We start from the raw sequence: 3,076 nt of genomic DNA, 5'->3' as shown, positions 1-3,076 counted from the left end.
TCGATTCACCGAGACTCCCCCTGAACGTTCGTGTCACATCTCTAGGACGTCGAGCCCTTTGCCGCTTCTTCGCAGGAGCCCTTCGACCACGCATCGGTGCAGTTCTGTCCGATCCCGTTCGGGCGCGAGGCGCGAGCGCCGCCGCCGACGGCCGCCCACGGGGCGGCCGGTTCATCGGCGGAGGACAACCACGAGTCGATCCGATCCCCGTTATTGACGTCGACGAAATAACTGTCGCGGTCAATTTCGGCCCAAGCCGTGGTCATGGGAGTAGCTGTAACACGCCTTATGCTAAGACCGCAAGCGTTTGCGCAACAAAGGCCAATAGTTGGCTCGATTTCATGATGCGGACCCGAATCGGAGTGGGTACTTCCTTGTCGATGCAACCATTATCCGCGCCTGTTACATACGAATCTCGCCGCAGAGTGCCCTGATCAGGTTTGTTGACAAGCCATTTGGCTCGTTGAATCAAACCCGCCGTACAACGGTCACGTTTCGCCGAAGCGGGAACGAAACACTCGACGTTCACTGAGGGGAATCCTAGAGGGAATGCAGCGGTGTATGTGCTGCTTTTGCCACAGCCATCCGGGAGTTGCGCGCGCGATGCGGTTCAGGGAGGTCGGACTCACCTCGATGATTCGTTTGCTACCGCTGTACGCCACTGCGCTTCACCGGTAGGTCGCCGATCGTGACCGGTGCTCCGCTTGGGCCTCCGGTGGGACCGGGACGGGTATGCAGGCCGCCGGACCTTCTCGCTCCCCGGCGGGCGCGGCGGGCCGTGCCCGTCTTCGGCCTCACCGGGCGGACCGCACGGCGGGGTATTGCTGTGACCGGCCGGGCCGTCGCCGGACCGTCACAGAGATCCGTGCATTCCGGCCCGCACACGACGCTCGAACAACGCCGACCGAGGTGCTCCACCTCGATCGATGCCATCCATCAGTGGCGTTGCGGCGGGCGCACCGCCTGTCGCGCGGCGGGCGCGGCGCCGAGCAGGGTCTCGGCCAGGCGGACGGTCGACGGTGTACAGCGGTCGCTCGGCGGCGACGCGAGGTAGACCTGCCACGTCACGGGTTCGGTGACGTCGAGAGCGTCCAGGTGGTCGAACTTCTGCGCCTCCGACGCCGGCATGAACGCGGTGCCGAGCCCACTGCCGACCAGTTCGGCGACGGCGGCGAAGCCGGCCGGCACCTCGTAGGACGTCCGCGCGGTGACGCCCGCGGCGCGGCAGGCCTCGTCCGTCAGTCGGCGAAGCCCGAATTCCGGTGGAAAGCCGACGAGGTCTTCGCCGGCGACGTCGGCGAGGCGGAGTCGCCGCCGCCGGGCCAGCGGGTGGTCCCGACGGCACACGAAGACCATCGGCTCCTCGAAGAGCAGCCGCATGTCGAGTTGCGGTGGGAACCGGTTGGGCACCGAGATCAACGCCAGGTCGAGTGACCCCTCGATGAGTGCGGCGAGATAGGCCGAGGCACCGGACTGGCTCAGCCGCAGCCGTAACCGCACGAAGGGGTTGGCGCGGTGGAACTCGCCGAGAGCACCGGGGACGTCGAGGGGTCCGAAGGAGATGAGTGAGCCGAACTCGATGGTGCCGCTGAGAGCCCCGCGGTACTCGGCGACCGATTCGCCGGCCGCGCGGGTGACCCTCACGACGTCATGGGCATGAATGCGGAAACGGTCGCCCGCCGGGGTGAGCCTGATCTGCTGCCGTGTCCTGTCGAACAACTCGACTCCGAGTTCGCGTTCGAGTTTCGCGATCGACGTGGACAGCGCCGACTGCACGAGGTGAACCCGCTCGGCTGCCCGGGTGAAACTCAGCTCTGCGGCGACGGCGAGAAAGTGCTCGACCTGGCGGAGTTCCACGCACGTCATCGTATCTATGTCACAGATGTGCCTCATGGCCAACGATCATTGGACTCGATGATGATTCTGCGGTCGGATGGACGGTATGACCTCAGTCAACAGACGGGACTTCGCACGCTTGGCGACCCTGGCGGCCACCGGCGCGACTGCGCTCGCAGCGTGCGCGCCGCCGCCGGCCCGGGTCGGAGCGCCGCAGGCCCCCGCGCATCGGCTCGGCCCGATCCGGCAGATCGACGCCGGCGACCTCAGCGTCGGATACGCGGAGGCGGGCCCGCCAGACGGGCCACCCGTCATCCTGCTGCACGGATGGCCATACGACATCAACAGTTACGCCGACGTCTCCGCCGTGCTCGCCGGCCAGGGATTCCGGGTCATCGTGCCGTACCTGCGCGGCTTCGGGACCACCCGGTTCCTCGCAGCGGACATCCTCCGAAACGGGCAACAGGCCGCGCTCGCGCACGACGTGATCAGCCTGATGGACGCACTGCGGATCCCCGCCGCCATTCTCGGCGGATACGACTGGGGCGGCCGCACCGCCAACGTCGTCGCGACGCTGTGGCCGCAACGGTGTACTGGCCTCGTCGCCGTCAGCGGCTACATCACGGTCGATCTGACCGCGAACCTCGAACCCCTGCCGCCGAAGGCCGAGCACGGTTGGTGGTACCAGTACTACTTCGCCACACCTCGCGGAGAGGCGGGCTACCGGAAGAACACCCACGAATTCAACAAGTTGATCTGGCAGCTCGCATCGCCGGCGTGGACGTTCACCGACGAGACCTACGACCTGTCGGCGGCCGCCTTCGACAACCCCGACCACGCCGAGATCGTCATCCACAACTACCGATGGCGGCTGAGCCTCGCGCCGGGTGAGGCCCGCTACGACGCCGACGAACGCCGGCTTGCCGACCGGCCGCCGGTCACGGTCCCTACGATCACCATCGCCAGCGACTTCGACGGCGCCGCCAAGGACGGTAAGGGCTACCGCGCGCTCTACACCGGGTGGTACCAGCACCGGGTCCTCGACGGCATCGGCCACAACGTGCCCCAGGAGGCGCCGCAGGATTTCGCGTCGGCGATCGCCGAGGTGGCCAAACACTCCTGATATCGCCGCCGTGGCCGAACCGTGACCAACGCTTGACCGAATCCTCAACGCGCGCCGCGCCGTTCGAGCATTGACGCACCCGTAAGATGACGACGTTCAAGACCGTGCGTCAGTCAG

3 protein-coding genes are annotated in these 3,076 nt (G+C 66.7%); 1 reads left to right on the top strand and 2 read right to left on the bottom strand.

Going from position 1 to position 3,076, the window contains the following annotated elements; translation table 11 throughout:
- Positions 1-41 precede the first annotated feature (41 nt).
- Positions 42-266 carry a hypothetical protein gene (locus ACPCHZ_RS05240; RefSeq protein WP_423483749.1) on the bottom strand — a complete coding sequence of 75 codons (225 nt, stop codon included), beginning with the start codon at positions 264-266 and terminating at the stop codon, positions 42-44.
- 670 nt (positions 267-936) lie between these two features.
- Complete coding sequence (locus tag ACPCHZ_RS05235) at positions 937-1,857, bottom strand: LysR family transcriptional regulator (RefSeq protein WP_423483748.1); 921 nt, start codon at positions 1,855-1,857, stop codon at positions 937-939.
- Between the two features lie 85 nt (positions 1,858-1,942).
- Between ACPCHZ_RS05235 and ACPCHZ_RS05230 the strand changes: the two genes are divergently transcribed.
- Positions 1,943-2,959 (top strand): alpha/beta fold hydrolase, encoded by a 1,017-nt coding sequence (locus ACPCHZ_RS05230; protein WP_423483747.1) that lies wholly within the window; start codon positions 1,943-1,945, stop codon positions 2,957-2,959.
- The last annotated feature ends 117 nt before the right edge of the window (positions 2,960-3,076 follow it).

It is taken from the genome of Mycobacterium sp. NPDC050041 (assembly GCF_049541695.1).
In the GTDB taxonomy this organism is placed as follows: domain Bacteria; phylum Actinomycetota; class Actinomycetes; order Mycobacteriales; family Mycobacteriaceae; genus Mycobacterium.
Note: the sequence above shows the minus strand (reverse complement) of the source record. Positions and strands in the feature narration are given on the sequence as shown.